Source organism: Streptomyces sp. NPDC052109 (assembly GCF_040680195.1).
In the GTDB taxonomy this organism is placed as follows: Bacteria; Actinomycetota; Actinomycetes; order Streptomycetales; family Streptomycetaceae; genus Streptomyces.
The window spans coordinates 71147-93466 of the sequence record NZ_JBFAWF010000025.1 but is presented as its reverse complement, the minus strand read 5'-3'; the positions used below and the strand labels follow the sequence as shown (position 1 = coordinate 93466).

The following is a 22320-nucleotide window of genomic DNA, read 5'->3' as shown; positions in this document are numbered from 1 at the left end:
GACCGCGCCGCGCACCCGCGAACGGCGATCGACCGGCACCCCCACGGGCGCGGAAACCTACTCAGCAGCCCCGTAAAGCCGATCCCCCGCGTCCCCCAGCCCCGGCACGATGTACCCGAGCTCGTTCAGGTGGTCGTCCACGGCCGCCGTCACCACCGTCACCGGCGTCCCCGCCAGCTCCCGCTCCATCACCGCGACGCCCTCAGGAGCGGCGAGCAGCACCACGGCGGTCACATCGTCCGCGCCCCGCTTGATCAGCTCCTGGATCGCCGCGACCAGCGTGCCGCCCGTGGCCAGCATCGGGTCCAGGACGTACACCTGGCGGCCCGAGAGGTCCTCCGGCATGCGCGAGGCGTAGGTGGAGGCCTGCAGCGTCTCCTCGTTGCGGATCATGCCCAGGAAGCCGACCTCGGCGGTCGGCAGCAGCCGGACCATGCCGTCCAGCATGCCGAGGCCCGCGCGCAGGATCGGGACGACCAGCGGGCGGGGCCGGGCGAGCTTGACCCCGGTGGTCCGCGCGACCGGCGTCCGGATGTCGACGGCCTCGGTGCGCACGTCGCGCGTGGCCTCGTAGGCCAGCAGGGTGACCAGCTCGTCGGCCAGCCGGCGGAAGGTCGCGGAGTCGGTGCGCTGGTCGCGCAGCGTGGTGAGCTTGTGAGCGACCAGGGGGTGGTCGACGACATGGAGACGCATGCCCCTAACGGTACCCGCGACCGACACCCCGGCGGCCCTGGCGTCAAAGCGGCCGTCCGAGGGAAAGTGGGAAGGACGGAACTGGGGTGGTGTGACGTGCCTGACCTGCCTGACCTGCCTGACCTTCCCGAGGACGCGCCCGGCGACGCGAAGGAATCCGGGGGCACCGGCGAGCCCGCGATACGGGGGGCCGGCGCACCCGAGGCGGACGCCGAGCGCCGGCGTCGGCGCGCCCAGTTCCTGCGTGACCTCGCCGAGGCCCGTGAGCTGCGTGCCCGGGTCCAGCCGCGGCGCGCCAAGGCCGCCCGGCTGCGTCACGAGATGCGCATGCGGACGTTTCGCTGGTAGGCCGTCTGCAGGGAGGAACCCGCTTGGGCAAGACCCGGTAAGGAAGTTCTGGGTAAGGAAGATCCGCGCCCGCACCGGGCGTTTGCGTGGCGGGGGTGCGTGAGTGCCTGGAAAAGCCGCGTACGATCCGCAGGTGGCTGCAAGACACAGGGAGCCGAAGACGTCCCCTGAGCGCCTTGTTTCTGCCACGATTCCGAGTGGGTGGGGCTCGGAGCCCAGCTCTCTCCGCCCAAGTACCTCCGCCGGGGGGACCCCCAACCGGCACGCCTATGACCAGTGGGAGAGTCACGGTGTACTTCGCCGCACTGCTCGCGCGCACCGAAGACGGGTGGGAAGCGAGCGACACAGAGCTCGACGATGTGGAAACCCTGTCGGATCTGGCCGACCTGGCCCGGGAGGCCTCTCCCGAAGAGGACACGGTGCTCGTCCTGATCGAGCAGGAGGACGCCTGGTTCGGTGTCGTCCGCGTGGACGGCGAGGACGACCCTCGCATCTACGTGTCGGACGCGGCCGCCGCCCAGCGCAGCGCGTACGGCGAGCTGCTGCTCACCGACGAGCTGCTCGGCCGGGAGCCGGGTGCCGACGACGGCCCCGACCTGGACTCCCTGGACCTCGACGGCACGGAGGACGGCGAGTCCGAGGACGACGGGGACGACGAGGAGGGCACCGCCGCGGACGCGGTCCCGCACAGCCCGGTGGGCGACAGCCAGATCCTCTACGACCTGGGCATCGGCGAGAAGGAGCTGCGCTCGCTGGACGCCGAGGACGCGCTCGGCGCGATCGCCGAGGCCCTGGGCGCCTCGGAGGTCCTGGAGACCGTCCGCTGACCATCGAGAACACACCGGCCGCACCGGATCCGGTACGCGACCGCTGGCGGGCCGCGATGCGACTCGCCCTGGCCGAGGCCGAACGGGCCGTCCGTGGCGGGGACGTACCCGTCGGCGCCGTCGTGCTGGCGCCGGACGGTACGACGGTGCTCGCCACCGGGCACAACGAGCGCGAGGCCACCGGCGATCCCACGGCCCACGCCGAGGTCCTCGCGATCCGGCGTGCGGCCGCCCTGCTCGGGGAGTGGCGGCTGACCGGCTGCACGCTCGTGGTCACCCTGGAGCCCTGCACGATGTGCGCGGGCGCGATCGTGCAGTCCCGCGTCGACCGGGTCGTCTACGGCGCCCGGGACGAGAAGGCGGGCGCGGCGGGCTCGCTGTGGGACGTGATCCGGGACCGGCGGCTCAATCACCGCCCGGAGGTCGTCGAGGGTGTTCTGGCGGCGGAGTGCGCCGCACCGCTCACCGAGTTTTTCCGGAGCCGGTGAATACCGATTTCAAACCATGCCCCACCTTGCTGTAAGGTCTCCCTCGGTAGCGTGTCCGAGCGGCCGAAGGAGCTCGCCTCGAAAGCGAGTGTGGCGCAAGTCACCGAGGGTTCAAATCCCTCCGCTACCGCTGTAAGAAGGGCCTCGTCGAAAGACGGGGCCCTTCGTGCCTCCCGAGGAGGGACGCAGGGGACCGGACACTCAAGTGCGCACCGTTTCCGGGGGGATGCCGCGGCCCGGACCCCGCGGTCGGGGACCCGTCCCCGCCCCGCCCGTTCCGGCCGGACCCGCGGGCTCCGCTCCCGTCGTGTTGCCGGCCGCGGCCGCCGGGGCCCGGCAAACGACCTCGGACGGCGGGCCGTTGGTCCTTCAAAGGGGCGTGAAGGTTACACTCGCCGCCGGCAGCAGGGGGCCCACAGGACGCAAGTACAGGGGAGGCCGCGGTGGCGGTGAACGCCAAGAAGATCGCCGTGTACGCGCTCGTGGTCTTCGCGCTGTACGTGATCATCACGGACCCGGCCAAGGCGGCCGACTACGTCCAGATAGGCTTCGAGGGCATATCGGACGCGGCCAAGGCCATCGGCCAGTTCATGACCTGGGCCGCCAACGGAGGAAAGAGCTGAGGTACGCCCCATGATCCGCCATCTGGTCCTCTTCAAGCTCAACGAGGGCGTCGAGCGCGACGATCCGCGGGTCGTCGCGGGCGCGGAGGCCTTCGGGGCGCTCGGCGGCCAGATCGAGGAGCTGCGCTTCTGGGAGTGCGCCTGGAACATCAGCGAGCGGCCGATCGCCTACGACTTCGCGATCAACTCGGCGGTCGAGGACACCGCCGCCCTCAAGCGGTATCTGGAGCACCCCGCCCATCAGGCGGGCGTCGCGCTGTGGCGCGAGTTCGCCACGTGGGTGATCGCCGACTACGAGTTCTGAGCCCCCTGCCCCTTTGGGGGACACAGCCCTCCGCCGGAACGGCGGGGGGCTTTCGTGCGTCTCGCGCCCAACTTGTCGATGTTTGAACACAACACGGCGTTATGCGGTGCTTGCACACAGTGCACATGTCTTGTGATGCTATGACCGCTTTTGACGGATCATGGACCGAGGGAGAGGTGGCGTTGACCGTGTCGGCCAGTACCGCGCCGCCTCAGGAGGAGGCAGCCGCCTCCTCCTCCGCCCCCTCTCCTCCTCCTGATTCCACACCCTCCCCTCCCCCCGATTCCGCCCCCTCTCCCCCCTCCGATCCCCCCTCCGATCCCGACCCCACGGCACCCGAGAAGCGGCGCGGTGCCGACACCCGTGCCCTCACCCAGGTGCTCTTCGGCGAGCTGAAGGAGCTCAAGCCGGGCACACCGGAGCACAACCGGGTGCGGGGAGCGCTGATCGAGGCGAACCTCCCGCTCGTGCGCTATGCGGCCGCCCGCTTCCGCTCCCGCAACGAGCCCATGGAGGACGTGGTCCAGGTCGGCACCATCGGCCTGATCAACGCCATCGACCGCTTCGACCCCGACCGGGGCGTGCAGTTCCCGACCTTCGCGATGCCGACCGTGGTCGGCGAGATCAAGCGGTACTTCCGCGACAACGTCCGCACGGTCCACGTACCGCGCCGGCTGCACGAGCTGTGGGTACAGGTCAACAGCGCCACCGAGGACCTCACCACGCTCTACGGCCGCTCCCCGACCACCTCCGAGATCGCCGAGCGCCTGCGGATCAGCGAGGACGAGGTGCTCAGCTGCATCGAGGCGGGACGCTCGTACCACGCCACCTCGCTGGAGGCGGCGCAGGAGGGCGACGGACTGCCCGGCCTGCTGGACCGGATCGGCTACGAGGACCCGGCTCTGGACGGCGTGGAACACCGCGACCTGGTCCGGCATCTGCTCGTCCAACTCCCCGAGCGCGAACAGAGAATCCTTCTCCTGCGCTACTACAGCAATCTCACCCAGTCACAGATCAGCGCGGAACTCGGCGTCTCCCAGATGCACGTCTCCCGGCTCCTCGCCCGCAGCTTCCAGCGGTTGCGCTCCGCGAATCGCATCGACGCGTAGAAGCATCCGAGGCGGAGCACAGCGGGCGCACGGGAGCACGCCCGGGATCACCCCCTGCATCGCAAACCCGATCGATCCCTCACCGCCGGGAGCGAATCGCTCACCAGCGCTGATGCCGACAGTTGGGCCCCGAAAAGGCGTCAGACCCCTTCTTTCCTGGGCCGATTCGCATCTCGCATGTCGACATGTCACTACAGCGTGTTGCCGACATGTGACATTCTGCGGGAGACGCGTTTGCCGGGCCTTCGGCGCCGGTATTCAGGTGAAGGCTGCGTTGCTCGAAAGGCGGCGCCCGCCACGACCGTCCCGCGACCCAAAGGGGGTGGCATGTCCGCAGAACAGGGCAGCTCGAAGGTGCTGACGCCCGCGACCAGCGAGGCAGCGCCCAAGGAGCTCGACGCTTTCGACGTCCTCGACGGCATCGAGGGCGTCACGGCCCTCGACGCCGTGCCGGCCCCGCCCGTCCCGGCGGCCAACGACCTGCCGGCGCCGCCGGCCTCGGGGGACATCGACACCCGCACTCTGTCCCGCTCCCTGTTCCTGCGGCTCGCCGCGCTCGGCGAGAACAGCCCCGAGCGGGCCTACGTCCGGGACACCCTGATCGAGCTCAACCTGCCGCTGGTGCGCTACGCGGCCGCGCGCTTCCGCTCCCGCAACGAGCCCATGGAGGACATCGTCCAGGTCGGCACCATCGGCCTGATCAAGGCGATCGACCGCTTCGACTGCGAACGGGGCGTGGAGTTCCCGACGTTCGCGATGCCGACGGTGGTCGGCGAGATCAAGCGCTTCTTCCGGGACACCTCGTGGTCGGTCCGCGTCCCGCGCCGCCTGCAGGAGCTGCGCCTCGCCCTGACGAAGGCCAGCGACGAGCTGTCCCAGAAGCTGGACCGCTCTCCGACGGTCACCGAGCTGGCCGCGGTGCTCGGTGTCTCCGAGGAGGACGTGGTCGACGGCCTCGCGGTCGGCAACGCCTACACCGCCTCCTCGCTGGACTCCCCGGCCCCCGAGGACGACGGCGGCGAGGGCTCGCTCGCCGACCGGCTCGGCTACGAGGACTCGGCCCTGGAGGGCGTGGAGTACCGCGAGTCGCTCAAGCCCCTGCTGGCCAAACTCCCGCCCCGGGAGCGCCGGATCATCATGCTGCGCTTCTTCGCCAACATGACCCAGTCGCAGATCGGCGAGGAGGTCGGCATCTCCCAGATGCACGTCTCCCGCCTGCTCACCCGGACCCTGGCCCAGCTGCGGGAGGGCCTGATCTCGGACTGAGGGTTCCCATCTGACGAACCGTCAGCGACACTGGCCCGATGCCGCGAGCGACAGGGCCGGACGACACCGCGCGAACGACACGTTCGACATGGACTCGTGGCCGCCGAGGCGCCGTTACGGCAGCGTCGGCGGCCGTCGTCGTCCTGGGCGGGATCGTGGCCGCTTGCGGGGGCCAGGGCCCGGGCGGCGGCTATGTCGCGATCGGCTCGGCGGGTGGCCGGGGACAGCACGGTCCGAGCGCCGCCACACCGACGGGATCGGTGACGATGGTGCCGCTCGACGGGCCCAAGGGCAGCGAGGGAAGCGGCACCGCGCGCGGCGGTCAGGTCTCGCCCGGCCGCAGCTCCCCGCAGAGCAGGCCGGGATCGGCCGGCGGGGACACCTCGGGACTCCCGGGCATCCCGGAGCAGACCGCCACCGGCCCCGGCGGCGACGGCTCCCCCGGCACCTCGAGCCCGACCGGTGGAGAAGGCGACGGCACCGGCGGTCGTACGACACCGCCGTCCGCCACACCGACTCGGGCCCCCGGCCCTGGCACACCCCCTGCCCCCGCCGAACTCTCCTGGGGCAGGCCGGACACGCAGGCGGCGGATCAGCGCTGGTGCCAGAAGGTGACCGTCGCCTTCCACAACTCGGGCGGCACGGCTGTGCGTTCGGGCTCGGTGACCTTCGGCACGCACATCATCGGCGCGCTCGGCATCGACTGGGGGACGGTCGACTCGACGGTGGACCTCCCGGTGCCGATCGCGCCGGGCGCGCGCAAGCGCCCCACCTGGACGGTGTGCGTCGACGCCTGGCGCGTGCCGCTCGGCATGCACATCGAGACGCGGGACGTGTCCGTCCAGTGGGAGTGATCGCCGGGAGCGGGCCTACTTCAGCGCCAGCCAGGCGACGCCGGCCACCACGGCGATGGCGACGATGACACCGATGATCAAGCCGATGCGGGGACCGGAGGGGGCGGCCGCCTGCTGCTGGCGCCCCTGGGGAGCCTCGTCGACGAACGCGCGGAACATCTGGGTGCTGCCGGCGGGGTCGTAATTGCCCTGGGGGCCCTGGGTGTTAGCCATGGCCCGAGACACTAGCGAATCCGCGTGACCGACCCAAGTGCGGGGCCACCGGGACAGACGGGGGCACCTCACCCGCACCGACCTGCATATTTACGCTTGCAACACTTGCCTTTGCCAAGTTTTTGCACGACTGGCCCCCGACTTATTTGCCTGCAGCAACCAAACAGCCTTAAGGTTGCCTCAAGCAACGAATACGGGAGGTGTGATGGCCGAGCAGGCGCAGTTCGAAGAGCTGGCGCGTCAGCTCAGTGCCGTCGGTGCCGTGAAACGGGACATGGGGCGGATCCTGCCGCCGGACTGTCCGGCCGGCTCGGCCGCCGTGCTGACCTTGCTCGGCCGCCACGGAGACATGCGCATGAGCAAGCTCGCCGAGCTGCTCGCCGTGGACATGTCGGTCACCAGCCGGCATGTCGCGCACGTCGCCGCACGCGGCTGGATCGAGCGGCACCCGGACCCGGCGGACAAGCGCTCGCGCATCCTGCGCCTGACGCCCGCGGGCCTGGAGCTGCTGCACGAGCTGTCCCTGCGCACCACGCACCTGCTCGCCGAGCGGCTCGCCGACTGGACCGACGACGAGGTCGCCCAGCTGATCCGGCTGATGACCCGCCTGCGCGAGTCCTTCGGCGACTGCCGGGCCACCCAGTTCCGGCTCCCGGCCGCCGTGACCGCCCCCGTAGTCGAAGAGACCACCCGTACACCCGCAAGCACGTAAGAAAAGGAAGCCCATGGCAACGACCACACCAGCCGGTGTGCGGGCTCATGCCAAGCACGGGGGAGGCTCCCCGGAGCATGCCCCGATGACACACCGGCAGATCATGGAGGCGCTGTCCGGCCTGCTTCTGGGCCTGTTCGCCGCCATCCTCTCCTCGACGATCGTCACCAACGCACTGCCGACGATCATCAAGGACCTCGGCGGCGGTCAGTCCGCCTACACCTGGGTCGTCACCGCGGCGCTGCTCGCCCTGACGGCCTCCGTGCCGCTGTGGGGCAAGCTCGCCGACCTGGTCAGCAAGAAGGCGCTCGTCCAGATATCGCTGGTCATCTACGTCATCGGCTCGGTCGTCGCCGGTCTGGCGCAGAACCCGGCGATGCTGATCGGCGCGCGTGTCATCCAGGGCCTGGGCGCCGGCGGTCTGTCCGCCCTGGTGCAGGTCATCATGGCCGCGATGATCTCCCCGCGGGAACGCGGCCGTTACTCCGGCTACACCGGCGCCACCTTCGCCGTCGCCACCGTCGGCGGCCCGCTGCTCGGCGGTGTCATCACCGACACCTCCTGGCTCGGCTGGCGCTACTGCCTGTTCGTCGGTATCCCCTTCGCGCTGATCGCGCTGGTCGTACTGCAGAAGACGCTGCACCTGCCGGTCACGAAGCGGAAGGTCAAGGTCGACTGGACCGGCGCCTTCTTCATCACCGCCGCCGCCTCGCTGCTGCTGGTCTGGGTGACCTTCGCCAACGACAAGTACGACTGGCTGTCCTGGCAGACGTACACGATGGTGGGCGGCACGATCGTGCTGGCGCTGCTGTTCGTGTTCACCGAGACCAGGGCCTCCGAGCCGATCATCCCGCTGCGCCTGTTCCGCAACCGCACCATCTCGCTGGCCTCGGCGGCCTCGCTGTTCGTCGGTGTCGGCATGTACGCGGGCACCGTGTTCTTCTCGCAGTACTTCCAGCTGGCCCGCGACAAGTCCCCGACCATGTCCGGCGTCATGACCATCCCGATGATCGGCGGTCTGTTCGTCGCCTCCATGGTCTCCGGCCGGTTCATCACCAGCACCGGCCGCTGGAAGGGCTGGCTGGTCGCCGGCGGTGTGTTCCTGACGGCCGGTCTGGGCCTGCTCGGCCTGATGCGCTACGACACCCCCTACTGGGAGCTGTCCGTCTACATGGCGCTGCTGGGCATCGGCGTCGGCATGATGATGCAGAACCTGGTCCTGTCCACGCAGAACCAGGTCGCCCCGAAGGACCTGGGCGCCGCCTCCTCCACGGTGAGCTTCTTCCGCTCCCTCGGCGGTGCGGTGGGCGTCGGCGTGCTCGGCTCGGTGATGAGTGAGCGGATCACGCACTACGCCAAGGACAGCATCCTCGACCTGAGCCCGAAGGCGCGGACGGCCGCCGCCAAGGCCGTGGGCGGGGGCGACCTGCCCGACATGAACGCGCTGCCCAAGCCGGTGCGCACCTGGCTGGAGGCCGCTTACGGCCACGGCATCGCGGACGTCTTCCTCTACGCGGCGCCCTTCGCCCTGATCGCGTTCCTCACGGTGCTGTTCATCAGGGAGGTCCCGCTGCGGACCACCGGCGCGCTGGCCCAGGCCGCGCAGGAGAAGGCGGGCGTGGTCGCCGAAGCCGCCGCCTCCATCGAGACCCTTGTGGAGAACACCGTGCAGGAACCCGCACAGCAGAAGGTGCCCAGCTGGGCCGAGCCCGTCGTGTCGTCGGCCGGCTCTCCCGAGGCGGCGGCCACGGCCGCCCAGCCGATGGCGACCGCCGTCGCCACGATCGCCGAGCCCCGCCCGGGCGGCGGCACCCCGGTGCACGGCTTCGTCCGCGGCGCCGAGAGCGCCCCGGTCCCGCAGGCCGCGGTCACCCTGATCTCGCTGGCCGGCCGCCAGCTTGGCCGAGCGGTCGCCCAGGCCGACGGCTCCTACTCCGTCGACGCCCCCGGCACGGGCAGCTACGTCCTGATCGCCTCCGCCGACGGCTACCAGCCGCAGGCCTCCACCGTCGTGGTGGGCGCGGAGCCGCTGTCGTACGACATCCTGCTCAGCGGCACCAGCGGGCTGACCGGTGTGGTCCGGGCCGCCGCGAGCACGCTGCCGGTCAAGGACGCGATGGTGATCGTCACCGACGTGCGCGGTGACCTGCTGGCCACCGCCGCCACCGGTGAGCAGGGTCAGTTCGCCTTCACCGACCTGGTGCCGGGCACGGTCACCCTGGCCGTCAACGCGAGCGGCTTCCGGCCGCGGGCGCTGCCGGTCGAGATCGGTGCCACCGGGGTCACCCGGACCGAGATCGACCTGGACGCCGGCGCCCAGCTCCAGGGTGTCGTGCGGGCCCCGCACGGCCCGCTGGCCGACGCCCGGGTGACGCTGGTCGACCAGGCCGGCAACGTGGTCGGCACCGCCACCACCGGCGCGGACGGCGCGTACGCCTTCACCGACCTGGACAACGGCGAGTACACGGTCATCGCGACCGGCTACCCGCCGGTGGCCACCGCGCTGACCGTCGCCGGCCCCGGAGTCGACGGCCACGACATCGAACTCGCCCACCCGGGCGAGTAGTTCCGGCCGGCCCGTGGCGGGGCACGCTCCGAGCGGAGATGCCCCCGCCACGGGCCGGTTCACTATGACCAGTTTGTAAGGCTTTGCAGGGAGAAAACGGGATGGGACTGACCGCGAAGATCCGTACGCGGGACGGGTGGGCCGTGTCGCACGCGGTCGTCACGGTGACCGACATGACCGGCACGCAGGTGCTGCGCGCCGAGACGGACGCCGAGGGGGCCGTACGAGACACCACCGAGCTGGCGCCGGGGGCGTACACGGTGATCGTGACGGCCGTCGGCTACGCGCCCGCCGCGTCCAGCGCGATCGTCACCGCGAGCGGCCGGGCCGAGGTCGGCACGGTCACGCTGGCCCGGCAGGGTGGGACCGAGCTGCCGCCGCCCGGGCCCTGGACCATCGACCCGGTGCACTCCTCCGTCGCCGCGGTCGCCCAGCACCTGGGGATCTCCAGCGTGCACGGGCGGTTCACCGAGTTCGGAGGCACGATCGAGATCGCGCCGGACGACGTCGGCAAGTCCCGCGTGGAGGCGGTGATCAAGGCCGCGTCCATCGACACGGGCAACGGCATGCGCGACACGCACCTGAAGTCCGGTGACTTCCTGGACGTGGAGCGGCACCCGGAGATCACCTACCGCTCCACCGGCCTGACGGCCGCCGGCTCCGACCGCTGGACGGTCCACGGCGAGCTGTCCATGCACGGGGTCGTACGACCGGTGGACCTGGACCTCGCCTACCTCGGCACCGGCGCCGACCCCTGGGGCGGCACGCGGGCCGCCTTCCGCGCCACCGCGGAACTGCACCGCGAGGACTTCGCGATGAACTACAACCAGGTGCTGCAGGCCGGTATCGCCGCGATCGGCACGACGCTGAAGGTGGAGCTGGACATCCAGGCCGTCCAGGGCGACTCGCTTCCCCAGGCGTAGGCACAGCAGGGTCAGCCACAGGGGCACGCACTGCCCCTAGGCTGCCCCCATGGCACCGAACATCGCTACCAACACCCGTGTATCGCTGGACGAGCTGCTGGACTTCGTGCGGCCTCGGCACCGCGCCCTGCTGATCACCCGGAGGGCCGACGGCGGGCCGCAGGCCTCCCCGCTGACCTGCGGGGTCGACGACTCGGGCCGGATCGTCATGTCCACCTATCCCGAGCGCGCCAAGACCCGCAACGCCAAGCGCGACTCGCGGGCCAGCCTGGTCGTCCTGAGCGACGAGTGGGACGGCCCCTGGGTCCAGATCGACGGCACGGCCGAGGTCGTCGACAGCCCCGACTCGGTGGAACCGCTGGTCGAGTACTACCGCAACATCGCCGGCGAACACCCGGACTGGGACGAGTACCGCGCGGCGATGGTCAAGCAGGGCAAGTCCATCATCCGGGTGACACCCGAACGCTGGGGCCCGATCGCCACCGGCGGCTTTCCGGCACGGCTCGTCAGCGACCACTGACGGCGCCTCTCGGCACGGGGAAGCCGTCAGCCGCGGGTGACCATCGCCTCGATGCCCGCGATCAGCAGGTCCAGGGCGAAGGTGAAGTCGCGGTCCAGCATCTCGGCGACCGTGTTCCCGCCGCGGGCCGCCATGAGGTCCTTGGACTCCTCGACGGCCTCGGCGGTCTCCGGGGCCTCGGCCACCATGGCCATGGCCTGCTGGTAGTACTCGTCGGCGCTCAGCCCGGTGTCGGCGATCCGGGCGATGAAGTGGGCCTCGATCGTGCCGTAGCCGTACACGAACTGGAAGACCGCCGAGATCGCCCCGGTCACCCCGTGCGCGGGCAGCCCGGCCCGGCGGACTACCCGCTGGACCACACGGGAGAACGCCAGGGAGTTCGGGCCGATGTTGAGATAGCGCCCCGCCAGCGGCGACAGCCAGGGGTGCCGCACCAGCAGCGCCCGGTACTCGGTGGCCAGCGCCCGCAGCTGCTCCCGCCAGTCCTGCCCCGCGGCGTCCGGGTCGGGCAGCCGCAGCTCGCCGAAGGCGGCGTCGAGGGCGAGTTCGAGCAGGTCGTCCTTGGTGTCGACGTACCAGTACAGGGACATCGCGGTGACGTTCAGCTCCGCGGCCAGCCGCCGCATGGAGAACTTCGCGAGCCCCTCGGCGTCCAGCAGGCGTACGGACACGGTCGTGATCCGCTCACGGTCGAGTCCGGAGGGCTGGCCGCCGCCGCGTCCGCCCCGGCGGGCCTTCTCCTCCAGCCACACACTGGCCCGCGCCGACCTTCCTGCGTCTTTCACCACCGGCGCACCTTTCTCGATTCCGGCCACTGGACCAACCTAAGGGGGCGCGGGGAACCGCGCGATCAAGCAGGTACAAGCCGCAGCCGCACGCCTACCCATCGCCCCGAGCTCTCAGGCGGCCACCCGCTCCGCCCGCCGCAACAACGCCGCCGCGACGAACCCCCCGCTCAGCACAGCCGCCGCCCCCACCAGCTGACCGGCCCCGAGCCCCGCCGCCAGCGACTCCCCCGACGCCACGGAAGAGCTGAGCACAGCACCCAGCACGGCAACACCAAGACCGTTACCGAACTCGGCCAACGTTCCGTTGATACCGGCCCCGACCCCCGCCTTCTCCGGAGGAATCGCGCTCATGACGGCGTGTGCCATCGCCGGGTTGGCCACCGCGCACCCCGCCCCGATCAGCAGCAGGCCGAGCAGTGTCCCGCCGTAGCCCCCGGAGTCAAGCTCCGCGATGGCCACCAGCCCGGAGGACATCAGCACCATCCCGAGCGCGACGGACACCGGCGTACCCAGTCGGCCGGACCACTTCGCCGACAGCCCGGTGAAGTTGAGGAGCACCACGGTCAACGCCAGCGGAGCGGTCCGCAGGCCCGCCTCCAAGGGCCCGTACCCGAGGACGAACTGCAGGTGCTGGGTCAGCAGGAACAGCGCCCCTCCCATGCCGAAGGTGATGAGCACGGCCCCGGCCACCGCACCCGTGAACCGCTGGTCCCGGAAGAAATGGACGTCGAGCATCGGCTCGGCCACCCGGCTCTCCCACCAGGCGAAGACACCGAGCACGACCAGCGCGACGGCGACCGTGCCCAACACCCGCGCCGAGGTCCAGCCGTGGCGGGGGCCGGAGATGATCGCGAAGACGAGCGAGGCCATGCCGATGGTGGACAGCAGCGCGCCGAGCAGGTCCGGACGGTCGCCGCGGGGGTTCTTCGACTCCGGCACCAGGGCCACCACCGCGACCAGACCCAGCACCGCGACCGGCAGGTTGATCAGGAAGATCGCACCCCACCGGAAGTGGTTCAGCACGAACCCTCCGACGAGCGGACCCGCCGCGAAGCCGAGCGCGGCGACCGCGCTCCAGATGCCGATCGCCCTCGGCTGTTCCTCGGGCGTGAAGATCTGCATGGCCACGGCGAGCGTGGTGGTGAGCAGCAGCGCGCCGCCGATGCCCATGCCCGCCCGCGCGGCGATCAACTGGCCGGTGGAACCGGCGAGTCCGGCCACCAGCGAGCCGATGCCGAACAGGGCGAGCCCCGCGACGAGCATCTTCTTGCGGCCGTAGCGGTCGGCGGCGCTGCCGGCGGTGAGCAGCAGCCCGGACTGCACCAGCGAGTAGGCGTTGATCATCCATTGGATGTCTGAGGTGGCCGCGTGCAGCTCGCGGGTGAGCGAGGGGATGGCCACGTTCAGGACGGTGTTGTCGAGCAGCACGGTGAGCTGGGCGAGGCAGATGACGCCGAGGATCAGCCAGCGCTGGGGGTGACCTTGGGACACAGACATGTCGTACACCGTATAGCAGTCCCTATACGGTGTACGACAGCTTTTTTCGCCGGCCGGTCGCCCCTGGTCAGCCGGTCGTCTTCTGGGTGAGGTCGTAGAAGGTGGCCGAGCCGACCGTGACCTTCTTGAAGGTGCTCTGGACCCACGAGCTGATCTGGGAGGCGGTGCCGCTGTTGCCGCCGCCGCCCGCGCCGAAGCCGCCGCCCGCGATGAAGTAGTGGATCCTTCCTTCCGCCACGTACTTCTCGAACTGCGCCAGCGTGGGGGACGGGTCGGTGCCGTTGAAGCCGCCGATCGCCATCACCGGGTCACCGGTGGCGAGCTGATAGCTGGCCGCGTTCTGCGAACCGGTGGACGCGGCCACCCAGGTGTACTTCGAGGCGTCCTTCTCCAGCAGCTTCTTGGCGGCGGAGGATACGTTCGCACCGTTCAGCAGGCCGCCGGCGCCCCCGCCCATCCGGCCTCCCTCACCCGTCCGGCCGCCGGGGAAGCCGTTGCCGTTCTGCTGCCCCTGCCGGCCCAGCCGGCCCGGCATGCCGCCGGCGAAGCCGCCGCCACCCGGGAAGCCGTTGCCGTTCTGCTGCCCCTGCCGGCCGTTCTGCTGCCCCTGCTGACCCGGCATGCCGCCGCCATTGCCGCCACCGGGACGGCCGCCGCCGAAGCCCATCATGCTCGCGCCCGCCGGACCGGCCGTCGGGATGGAGCCGGTGTGCGCGGAGTTCACCGTGCTGAGGGTGTATGCCGTCGGACCGGCCACTGCGGCCACCAGGCCCACTGCCGCCGCCGCGAGCGCCAGTTGCCGGGGGATCCGGCCGGCGAAGATCAGACCCAGCGCGGCCGCCAGCCCACCGATCAGCACCAGCCACTTGAGCCAGGGAAGGTAGGCCGGGGTGCGGTTGAGCAGGGCGTAGCCCCAGGCCGCCGCCGCGACGACGGAGACGGCGAGGGTGACCGACGCCCACAGCTCGTGCCGCTTCTCCCACAACAGCCCGACGCCCATGCCGGTCACGGCCGCGAGGTAGGGGGCGAGGGCCACCGTGTAGTACTGGTGGAAGATGCCCGCCATGTAGCTGAAGACCACCATGGTGATCAGCAGCGAACCGCCCCAGACCAGGAACGAGGCCCGCGTCACGGACGTCCGCTTCAGCTTCCGGGTCGCCACCAGCCCCGCCACCAGCAGGACCAGCGCGGCCGGGAGCAGCCAGGAGATCTGGCTGCCGATCTCGGAGTTGAACATCCGGTCCCAGCCGGTTGCGCCCCAGCGCCCGGCGCCGTTTCCACCGCCACCGCCGCCCACGCTGCCGGTCTCGTCGCCGCTGATCCGGCCGAGGCCGTTGTAGCCGAAGGTCAGCTCCAGGAAGCTGTTGTTCTGCGAACCGCCGACGTAGGGGCGGGAGGAGGCCGGCCACAGCTCGACGATCGCCACCCACCAGCCGCCCGCGACGACCAGCGCGAGGGTGGCGGCGGCCAGCTGGCCGAACCGCTTCCTCACCGAGACCGGCGCACACACCGCGTACACGATCGCCAGCGGCGGCAGGATCAGGAAGGCCTGCAGCGTCTTGGCGAGGAAGGCGAACCCGATCGCGGCCCCGGCCGCGACCAGCCACTTCGTCCGGCCGTCCTCCACCGCCCGCACGACCAGGTAGCAGGCCAGCGCCATCAGCAGGGCCAGCATCGCGTCCGGGTTGTCGAACCGGAACATCAGTGCCGCCACGGGGGTGAGCGCGAGCACCGCGCCCGCGATCAGACCGGCCGCGGGGCTGAACCGGCGCCGTACGCCCGCGTAGACGACCGCCACCGCGCCGACGCCCATGAGGACCTCGGGAGTGAGGATCGCCCAGGAGTTCAGGCCGAAGATCCGGACCGACAGATCCATCGGCCACAGGAACGCCGACGGCTTGTCCACGGTGATCGCGTTGCCCGCGTCCAGCGAACCGAAGAAGAACGCCTTCCAGGACGTGCTGCCCGCCTGCACGGCGGCCGAGTAGAAGGAGTTGGCGTAGCCGGAGGCGCTGAGGTTGTACAGGTAGAGCAGGAGGGTGGCGGCCAGCAGGCCGAGGAAGGCCGGGCGCGCCCAGCGCGGGTCCTCGGGCCGGCCGCGCCACAGCCGGCGCACGAACGGCTGCCCGGGCTCACCGGCCCGGCGCGCGTCCGGTGCGTGCGCTGCCCGCGGGGGAGCGGTCGGGGGTGGGCCCCACACGGTCGTACCGCTGTGCCGGTCGTACTGGGTCGTCATCGGGGATCCCCCGGATCGGTGTCGTGAGGGCGCACCGGCTGCAGGTGCAGGGTGGCGTCCCTCCAGCTGCCGTCCACGGCTTCACCGGCGCGGACCTGGGTGGTCTGGTGGGGCTGCCCGTACGGCACCGGCCGCCGGTGTGGCAGCGGCGGGTACGCAGCGCTCGTGCCGTGCGGCGGGGTGCTGGGGGCCGGGCTCGGGCGGTAGGCCGGTGAGGACGGGGTGTGCGCGGCGACGACCGTCGAGCCGGTGCCCGTGCCGGTCTCGTCGCGGTCCGGGAAGACCCAGGCGCGGAAGAGCAGGAAGCGCAGCACGGTCGCGGCGAGGTTGGCGGCGATGAGCACGGCCAGTTCGGTGGAGTGCGCCGGGTGGTCGCCGGCCGCGTTCAGGGCGGCCAGGGAGCCGCTGGTCAGGGCGAGTCCGATGCCGAAGACGACCAGGCCCTGCGCCTGGTGCCGTACGGCACCGCCCCGGCCGCGCACCCCGAAGGTGAGCCGGCGGTTGGCGGCCGTGTTGGCGACCGCCGAGACCAGCAGCGCGAGCGCGTTGGCGACCTGCGAACCGGAGAACTGCCGGAAGGCGCTGTAGAGGAGGAGGTAGAAGAGGGTGGACAGACCGCCGACCACGCAGAAGCCGACGAGCTGACGGGCCAGCCCCGTGGGGACGTTGGTCAGTTCGCGGTCGCGCGGGTCGTCGCCGAAGGGCCGGGTGAGCCGGTCCAGCGGGAGCGAACCGGTGGCCAGCGCCTTGCCGACCCGCCACACCCCCTTGAGGTCGTCGGTCGCGGTCTTGACGATGTGCACGGTGGAGTCCGGGTCGTCGACCCAGTCGACCGGAACCTCGTGGATCCTCAGGCCCGCCCGCTCGGCGAGCACCAGCATCTCGGTGTCGAAGAACCAGCCGGTGTCCTCCACCAGCGGCAGCAGCACCTGTGCCACATCCCGCCGGATCGCCTTGAAGCCGCACTGCGCGTCGGAGAAGCGCGCCTGCAGCGAGCCGCGCAGGATGAGGTTGTAGGCCCGGCTGATGAACTCCCGCTTGGGACCGCGGACGACCCGGGAGCTGCGGGCCAGCCGGGAGCCGATCGCGAGGTCCGAGTGACCGGAGATCAGCGGCGCCACCAGCGGCAGCAGGGCATTGAGATCGGTGGACAGGTCGACGTCCATGTAGGCGAGGACCGGCGCGTCCGACGCCGACCACACGGTCCGCAGCGCCCGCCCCCGGCCCTTCTGTTCCAGGCGGAAGTTGGTGACCTCGGGGATCTCCGCCTCCAGCCGGGCCGCCACCAGCGCGGTGGTGTCCGTGGACGCGTTGTCCGCGATCGTGATGCGGAAGGCGTACGGGAAGGTGCGCGTGAGGTGCTCGTGGAGTCTGAGCACACACGGCCGGAGGTCCTTCTCCTCGTTGTAGACGGGGATCACTACGTCCAGGACAGGCGTACCGGCGTTTCCGGCCGGGAGGTGCTCCCGCGCCGGCAGAGTGCCGGGAGAAGAGTCGGTTCGCATGGGACCGACTCTCGTCAAGCCCCCTGTTGCACCCGTGTGGTGGCACTGTGCTGTGCCTGTGAGTGCGATTGCCAGTCGGTTTCGGGCGCCGGCCGGGGGACGGCCGGGGCGAGCGCGGGCAGATGCACGGTGAACACCGTGCGGCCGGGGTCGCTGTCGACGGTCACGGCACCGCCGTGCGCGGCCGCGACCGCCTGCACGATGGCGAGGCCCAGACCGGTCGACCCCGTGGACCGCGAACGCGCGGAGTCCCCGCGCGCGAACCGCTCGAAGACGTGCGGCAGCAGCTCCGGTGGGATCCCCTGCCCGTTGTCCTCGACGTCGACGCACATCCACGGCCCGCGCCGCTGCACGCGCGCGGTGACGGTCGTACCCGGTGGCGTGTGCTTGCGGGCGTTGCCGAGCAGGTTGACCAGCACCTGCTGGATGCGGGCCGCGTCGGCGGAGACGAGGGCGGGCTCGTCGGGCAGATCGAGCCGCCAGTTGTGGTCCATGCCGGCCGCACGGGAGTCGCTGACCGTGTCCACGACCAGCGGGATGAGGTCGGTCTGCTCGAACTGCAGCGGCCGCCCGGCGTCCAGCCGGGCGAGCAGGAGCAGATCCTCGACCAGGAGAGTCATCCGGCCCGCCTCGGACTCGATGCGCCCGAGCGCGTGCCGGGTGTCGGGGCCCACCTGCTCGCGACCGCGTCTCGTGAGTTCCGCGTAGCCGCGGATGGAGGCGAGCGGGGTCCTCAGCTCATGGCTGGCGTCGGCCACGAACTGCCGTACCCGCATCTCGCTCTGCTGCCGGGCGTGCAGGGCGCCGTGCACGTGGTCGAGCATCCGGTTGAGTGCGGCACCGACCTGGCCGACCTCGGTGTGCGGGTCGCACTCCGACTCCGGGACCCGCTCGCTGAGGTTCACCTCGCCGGTGTGCAGCGGAAGTTCGGAGACCCGGGTGGCGGTGTTGGCGACCTTGCGCAACGGGCGGGTGGCGACGCCGACGATGACGGTCCCCGCGAGCGTGGCGACGATGAGACCGGCGGCGGTGACACTGATCTCCACGAGGATCAGGGTGTTGATGGTGCCGTCGACCTCCGCGGTCGGCAGGGCGACGTAGTACGTGCCGAGGTTGCCGTCGACGTACAGCACCTGGTAGTCGCCGAGCCCGGGGATCTCGACGTGGTGGATCTTCTTGTCCTTGGAAACCGCCCCGAGCGCGCTGATCTGGGCCGTGATCAGCGGCTTGGCGCCCATCTGCGTGACGTTGTTGTCGTCCTTGGACTTGTGGCCGACCAGGGCCTCGGTGATGGCACCGTTCTCGATCTTCGCCGCGATGGTCCCGCTGGGCTGCGGTCCCCGCCTGACGAAGTCGGAGAGGTTCGTCGCCTTGAGCGCACCCAGCTTGCCTGCCTGGCCGACGCCCTGCCGGCCCGGCGGCGTCCCACTGTTCTTCGGCCCGTCCGGCATCGGTCCCAGTCCGCCGGCCGCGCGCGCGGAGGCCTCCCGGAGTTGCCCGTTCAGCTGGTCGTACAGGTGGGAGCGCAGCGCCACGGTGGTGACGGTGCCGATCGCCGCGCAGACCACGGCGATCAGCACCACCGACGCGACGACGAGCCGGGTCCGCAGCGTGCGCGGCTGTCCCTCGCCCACTCTCCACTTCGCTCGAGCGGGGGGACCCCCACGTCGTTTCTGCGGGGCCGGCCGTCGTCGCCTGCTCATGACACGGCGGGCTTGATCAGATAGCCGGCCCCGCGCCGGGTGTGGATCATCGGCTCGCGCCCCGCGTCGATCTTCCGCCGCAGATACGAGATGTACAGCTCGACGACGTTGGCCTGCCCGCCGAAGTCGTACGACCAGACGCGGTCCAGGATCTGCGCCTTGCTGAGCACGCGCCGCGGGTTGCGCATCAGGAAGCGCAGCAACTCGAACTCGGTGGCGGTGAGGTGGATCGAGTCCCCGGCCCGCGACACCTCGTGGCTGTCCTCGTCGAGGGTCAGGTCCCCGACGACGAGCACCGAGTCGGACCGCCGGTCGGCCGCACCGGACCGCCGGATGAGCCCGCGCAGCCGGGCCACGACCTCCTCCAGGCTGAACGGCTTGGTGACGTAGTCGTCGCCGCCGGCGGTGAGCCCGGCGATACGGTCCTCGACCGCGTCCTTGGCGGTCAGGAACAGCACGGGCACGTCGGGCAGCTCGCGCCGCAGCCGCCCCAGCACGGTCAGTCCGTCCATGTCGGGCAGCATCATGTCGAGCACGACGGCGTCCGGCCGGAACTCACGGGCGGTCTGGATGGCTCCGTGTCCATCCCCCGCACTCCTGATCTGCCAGCCCTCGTAACGAAGAGCCATGCTCAGCAGTTCGGTGATCGACAGCTCGTCGTCCACCACAAGCACTCGGACGGGGCTCCCGTCCGGCCTCAGCAGTTCGGTGCGCCCCTGGGGCGAGGTCGTGGTCATGGTGGACACCTTGTCGCCGTCCTCTGAGAGGAGGCTTTCCCGAATCTGTGATTTCCCTGAGAAACACACAGGCACCTCTCAGGCGGCGCCTGGGAAGCGCATCGGGATCACTCCGGGCGGCCTCCGGTCGGACTGTGACGGCTGAAGGCATGGCCGTGCTCGACCCGTGCGATGTGGATCGCGTACCGCTCGTACCACCGCTCCCGGCCGCTCCGCTTGGCCGCGCGGTGCGCGGGGTGGTCACGCCACCGCTCGATCCCCGCGAGGTCCCGGAAGTAGGCGACGGAGACCGAGAGGCCGCCCGGGGTGCGGGCGGAGTCCTCACCGAGGAAGCCGGGGACCTCGCGGACGAGCCGGGAGAGGTGCTCGGCGGTGCGGGCGTACCCGTCCGGGTCGTCGTCGGTGCGGAGGGAGGTGAAGATGGCGGCGTAGTAAGGGGGTTCGGGGAGAGAGGTGGGCTGTACGGCTGCGTCCGTCCGATCGCTCATGTCCACCACGGTCGGGTGTGGGGCCGGTCGCCGTCCACGCTCCTTGCCGAAAGGGCTCCGCAAGGGATCCGAGTCTTTGCCTTCGCTCCCCGGAATCCTCAGAACAGGCCCTCCGGTCGTTGTGTGAATTCCCGGACTGGGAAGGCGAGTTCACTCGCCCCCGCGTCCGAAGCGCCCGGTGACACCAGGCCCCACCCGGTCATGAGCCGGGTGTCCAGGACGACGACCCCTCGTCGGCCGCCGGCGACCGCCAGATGCAGATCGGGCCCGGCGGCCGAGACCAGCTCACCGCTCACGCTGCCACCGCGGACGAGTTCCACCACCTCCCCGAGCGCGGCCGGAGCGTCGGCGAGCCCGAACACCTCCACGTGGTCGATCACTTCACAGGGCTCCGGCCGCAGGGACTCGGGCCATCCGCCGAGCGCCACGGCCCGCGCATGCAGAGCCCGCACCTCCGTCGCACGCTCCTCCTCGGTCCCCGGCAACGCCGACCGCACCGCCCGTTTCTCGGCGTACGGAATCCGGTCCGGCACCTGGAGCGCGGCCCGCAGCAGCTCCTCGGTGCGCCGGGCGGCCATCAGCGGGCCCGTGCCGAGCCAGCTGAAACAGACGGCGCCCTGCTCCAGCAGCCGGGCACTGCCACGCTGGAGCCCCGTTATGCCGACCTTGACCAGGCCCGGCCCGAACCACGCCAGATACACCCGGTACGGGCGCGGGTCGTCGGCGATCGTGTCGGCGGCCACCGAGTGCGCCCGGTCCAGCCGCGCGCACTCCTCGCACCGGGCCCCCGTGCTCCGCCCCGGCACCACGGCCCGCACCGGGCAGGCATGTCCGCGCGCCCCGACACACGTGCGCACGCCCTCCTCCGGCACCGCGAAGCCGACCCGCTTTCCCCGGGGCAGCCCGCTGCGCCGCCCGCCGTCCCACATCAGCACGGGCCCCTCGGGCGACCAGCGCAGTCCCGTGCACTTCCATACGTGTGCCATCACTCGTCAGGGTAGGGGCCGGGTCCGACAACGGCTTCCGTTGATCAAGCGGCGCTGTGCGGGGGCGCGGCGGAAGGGGCGTCGGTGTCCGTGCTGCCGTGATGCGCGAGCGTGAGTCCGGTGCGGTCCGCGTTCAACTGTCCTTCGCCTACAGCGCGTTCACTCGACAGGTGACAGGGGTGCCGATTCCGCAGCCGTAGACCGCCCCGCCGCCGCGACCACCACCCCTGCCCGCCGCCCCCGCCCCGCCAGCCGGCAGCTGACGCCCCCCGGATGACCCTCCCGGGCCTGCGCGTCCCGGACCCGCATCCCCCAGTGCCCCCGCGCCCACACCCCCGGCGGCTTGCCCCAGCCGGCCAGATGCAGCGCCCACGTCACCAGGACGCTCACGGCCACGACGGCGGGCCCGCCCGCGGCCAACGGAGGGATTTCGAAAGATGCACGGCACGCCGCGACCACCCGCCACTCCGGCCCGGGCGCTGTCGGCGATGGACTACCTCATCGCCGCCCACCTGATCGGACAGCAGGAGCTGGCCCGCGGCTGGGTCTCAACGTCACCGACCTGACCAGTTTCGCCTTCGCCCTGGAGGCCGGCGACGACCTGCTGACGGCCGGCGATCTCGCCGCCCGCGCCACGTCACCACCGGCGCGGTCACCGGCATCCTCAACCGCCTCGAACGCGCCGGCCATGTCACCCGCCGCCCCGACCCCACGGACCGCCGCCGGGTGCGGGTGGCCGCCGTACCCCGAGGAACTGGCGATCATCACGGACTGGTTCACCCGGGCCACCGCCCTGGCGCACACATACCTGGAGAAGCTGAACCGGAACGACCCGGACGAGGAGTGCTGACGCACGACGGCGGCGCCGCCCACCCGTGGCCCCGACGAGCGCACCGCGTTCGCCCGGGTCCGCGGCACTCCGTAGTCGACGACC

General features: G+C 71.3%; 22 protein-coding genes, 1 tRNA gene and 2 pseudogenes. 14 read left to right on the top strand and 11 right to left on the bottom strand.

The window, feature by feature from the left end; translation table 11 throughout:
• Positions 1–57: 57 nt before the first annotated feature.
• A complete protein-coding gene (upp, locus tag AB0L59_RS35220; protein ID WP_365590734.1) occupies positions 58–693 on the bottom strand; it encodes a uracil phosphoribosyltransferase in 636 nt (211 codons plus the stop codon).
• A 96-nt stretch (positions 694–789) separates the two neighbouring features.
• Between upp and AB0L59_RS35215 the strand changes: the two genes are divergently transcribed.
• The 9 genes from AB0L59_RS35215 to AB0L59_RS35175 all read left to right on the top strand — a co-directional run bounded on the left by AB0L59_RS35215 (position 790) and on the right by AB0L59_RS35175 (position 6512).
• On the top strand, positions 790–1041 hold the full coding sequence (locus AB0L59_RS35215) for a hypothetical protein (protein ID WP_365590733.1): 252 nt from the start codon (positions 790–792) through the stop codon (positions 1039–1041).
• Between the two features lie 290 nt (positions 1042–1331).
• A complete protein-coding gene (locus AB0L59_RS35210) occupies positions 1332–1868 on the top strand; it encodes a hypothetical protein (RefSeq protein WP_365590771.1) in 537 nt (178 codons plus the stop codon).
• A 56-nt stretch (positions 1869–1924) separates the two neighbouring features.
• Positions 1925–2356, top strand: a complete 432-nt coding sequence (tadA, locus tag AB0L59_RS35205; RefSeq protein WP_365590732.1) for a tRNA adenosine(34) deaminase TadA — start codon at positions 1925–1927, stop codon at positions 2354–2356.
• 45 nt (positions 2357–2401) lie between these two features.
• Positions 2402–2486 (top strand) — tRNA-Ser (locus AB0L59_RS35200).
• Between the two features lie 313 nt (positions 2487–2799).
• Complete coding sequence (locus tag AB0L59_RS35195; protein WP_365590731.1) at positions 2800–2979, top strand: hypothetical protein; 180 nt, start codon at positions 2800–2802, stop codon at positions 2977–2979.
• A gap of 10 nt (positions 2980–2989) precedes the next feature.
• Positions 2990–3283 carry a Dabb family protein gene (locus tag AB0L59_RS35190; RefSeq protein WP_365590730.1) on the top strand — a complete coding sequence of 98 codons (294 nt, stop codon included), beginning with the start codon at positions 2990–2992 and terminating at the stop codon, positions 3281–3283.
• A gap of 140 nt (positions 3284–3423) precedes the next feature.
• On the top strand, positions 3424–4392 hold the full coding sequence (locus AB0L59_RS35185) for an RNA polymerase sigma factor SigF (protein WP_365590729.1): 969 nt from the start codon (positions 3424–3426) through the stop codon (positions 4390–4392).
• Between the two features lie 327 nt (positions 4393–4719).
• Complete coding sequence (locus AB0L59_RS35180) at positions 4720–5658, top strand: RNA polymerase sigma factor SigF (RefSeq protein ID WP_365590728.1); 939 nt, start codon at positions 4720–4722, stop codon at positions 5656–5658.
• 266 nt (positions 5659–5924) lie between these two features.
• A complete protein-coding gene (locus AB0L59_RS35175) occupies positions 5925–6512 on the top strand; it encodes a hypothetical protein (RefSeq protein WP_365590727.1) in 588 nt (195 codons plus the stop codon).
• A 15-nt stretch (positions 6513–6527) separates the two neighbouring features.
• On the opposite strand, the gene AB0L59_RS35170 is transcribed toward AB0L59_RS35175, so the two are convergent.
• Positions 6528–6725, bottom strand: coding sequence for a hypothetical protein (locus AB0L59_RS35170; protein ID WP_365590726.1), 198 nt, complete (start codon positions 6723–6725; stop codon positions 6528–6530).
• 205 nt (positions 6726–6930) lie between these two features.
• Between AB0L59_RS35170 and AB0L59_RS35165 the strand changes: the two genes are divergently transcribed.
• The 4 genes from AB0L59_RS35165 (at position 6931) to AB0L59_RS35150 (ending at position 11446) form a co-directional block, all read left to right on the top strand.
• The gene (locus AB0L59_RS35165) at positions 6931–7437 is read left to right on the top strand and encodes a MarR family transcriptional regulator (RefSeq protein ID WP_365590725.1); all 507 of its coding nucleotides are present in this window, start codon (positions 6931–6933) and stop codon (positions 7435–7437) included.
• Between the two features lie 13 nt (positions 7438–7450).
• Complete coding sequence (locus AB0L59_RS35160; protein WP_365590724.1) at positions 7451–10003, top strand: MFS transporter; 2553 nt, start codon at positions 7451–7453, stop codon at positions 10001–10003.
• A 101-nt stretch (positions 10004–10104) separates the two neighbouring features.
• Positions 10105–10926, top strand: coding sequence for a YceI family protein (locus AB0L59_RS35155; protein WP_365590723.1), 822 nt, complete (start codon positions 10105–10107; stop codon positions 10924–10926).
• 49 nt (positions 10927–10975) lie between these two features.
• Complete coding sequence (locus AB0L59_RS35150; protein WP_365590722.1) at positions 10976–11446, top strand: PPOX class F420-dependent oxidoreductase; 471 nt, start codon at positions 10976–10978, stop codon at positions 11444–11446.
• A gap of 26 nt (positions 11447–11472) precedes the next feature.
• Here AB0L59_RS35150 and AB0L59_RS35145 read toward each other — a convergent pair whose 3' ends face one another.
• The 9 genes and pseudogenes from AB0L59_RS35145 to AB0L59_RS35105 all read right to left on the bottom strand — a co-directional run.
• Complete coding sequence (locus tag AB0L59_RS35145; RefSeq protein ID WP_365590721.1) at positions 11473–12234, bottom strand: TetR/AcrR family transcriptional regulator; 762 nt, start codon at positions 12232–12234, stop codon at positions 11473–11475.
• A 111-nt stretch (positions 12235–12345) separates the two neighbouring features.
• A complete protein-coding gene (locus tag AB0L59_RS35140) occupies positions 12346–13731 on the bottom strand; it encodes an MFS transporter (protein ID WP_365590720.1) in 1386 nt (461 codons plus the stop codon).
• Positions 13732–13798: 67 nt separating this feature from the next.
• Positions 13799–15967: a glycosyltransferase family 39 protein gene (locus tag AB0L59_RS35135; RefSeq protein ID WP_365590719.1), complete on the bottom strand. Its 2169-nt coding sequence runs from the start codon at positions 15965–15967 to the stop codon at positions 13799–13801.
• Positions 15964–17472: a bifunctional glycosyltransferase family 2/GtrA family protein gene (locus tag AB0L59_RS35130; RefSeq protein WP_365590718.1), complete on the bottom strand. Its 1509-nt coding sequence runs from the start codon at positions 17470–17472 to the stop codon at positions 15964–15966. Before AB0L59_RS35130 ends, AB0L59_RS35135 begins: the two co-directional genes overlap by 4 nt.
• Positions 17473–17486: 14 nt before the next feature.
• Positions 17487–19175: a HAMP domain-containing sensor histidine kinase gene (locus AB0L59_RS35125; protein ID WP_365590717.1), complete on the bottom strand. Its 1689-nt coding sequence runs from the start codon at positions 19173–19175 to the stop codon at positions 17487–17489.
• Positions 19172–19912: a response regulator transcription factor gene (locus AB0L59_RS35120; protein ID WP_365590716.1), complete on the bottom strand. Its 741-nt coding sequence runs from the start codon at positions 19910–19912 to the stop codon at positions 19172–19174. Before AB0L59_RS35120 ends, AB0L59_RS35125 begins: the two co-directional genes overlap by 4 nt.
• Positions 19913–20019: 107 nt before the next feature.
• Positions 20020–20400 carry an antibiotic biosynthesis monooxygenase gene (locus AB0L59_RS35115; protein WP_365590715.1) on the bottom strand — a complete coding sequence of 127 codons (381 nt, stop codon included), beginning with the start codon at positions 20398–20400 and terminating at the stop codon, positions 20020–20022.
• A gap of 98 nt (positions 20401–20498) precedes the next feature.
• Entirely contained in the window at positions 20499–21386 is an 888-nt protein-coding gene (locus tag AB0L59_RS35110) for a DUF2797 domain-containing protein (RefSeq protein WP_365590714.1), read from the bottom strand.
• A 159-nt stretch (positions 21387–21545) separates the two neighbouring features.
• Positions 21546–21797 (bottom strand): annotated as a pseudogene (locus tag AB0L59_RS35105) (HGxxPAAW family protein); the annotation flags it as partial.
• A 26-nt stretch (positions 21798–21823) separates the two neighbouring features.
• Here AB0L59_RS35105 and AB0L59_RS35100 point away from each other — a divergent pair.
• Positions 21824–22236 (top strand): annotated as a pseudogene (locus AB0L59_RS35100) (helix-turn-helix domain-containing protein).
• The last annotated feature ends 84 nt before the right edge of the window (positions 22237–22320 follow it).